Here is a 279-nt window from a genome sequence, read left to right as displayed (position 1 = left end):
ACGCCGATCATTGTCCTCGGTACCTTTGGCATCCTCGCCCAATCCACCGCTGGCATGGTGCCGGCAGCCTATCTGGCAGCGCTGGTGGCGATGTTCTTCACCGCCATGAGCTACGGGCGCATGGCCGCGGCGTTTCCCGTGGCCGGCTCGGCTTACAGCTATGTGCGCAAGGCCATCAGCCCCAAGCTGGGTTTCATCGCCGGCTGGGCGGTGCTGCTGGATTACCTGTTCCTGCCCATGGCCATCTGGCTGATCGGCGCCGCTTACCTGCATTCGGCG

Annotated in this window: 1 pseudogene; it reads left to right on the top strand. The window is 64.5% G+C overall.

The annotated features are described in order from the left end of the window. Positions 1 to 279, top strand: a pseudogene (locus tag SB756_RS29575) (amino acid permease); the annotation flags it as partial.

This window comes from Pseudomonas sp. SIMBA_068, from assembly GCF_046534705.1.
GTDB lineage: Bacteria > Pseudomonadota > Gammaproteobacteria > Pseudomonadales > Pseudomonadaceae > Aquipseudomonas > Aquipseudomonas putida.
The sequence above is the reverse complement of the archived record's forward strand: the minus strand, read 5'-3'. Positions and strand labels throughout refer to the sequence as shown.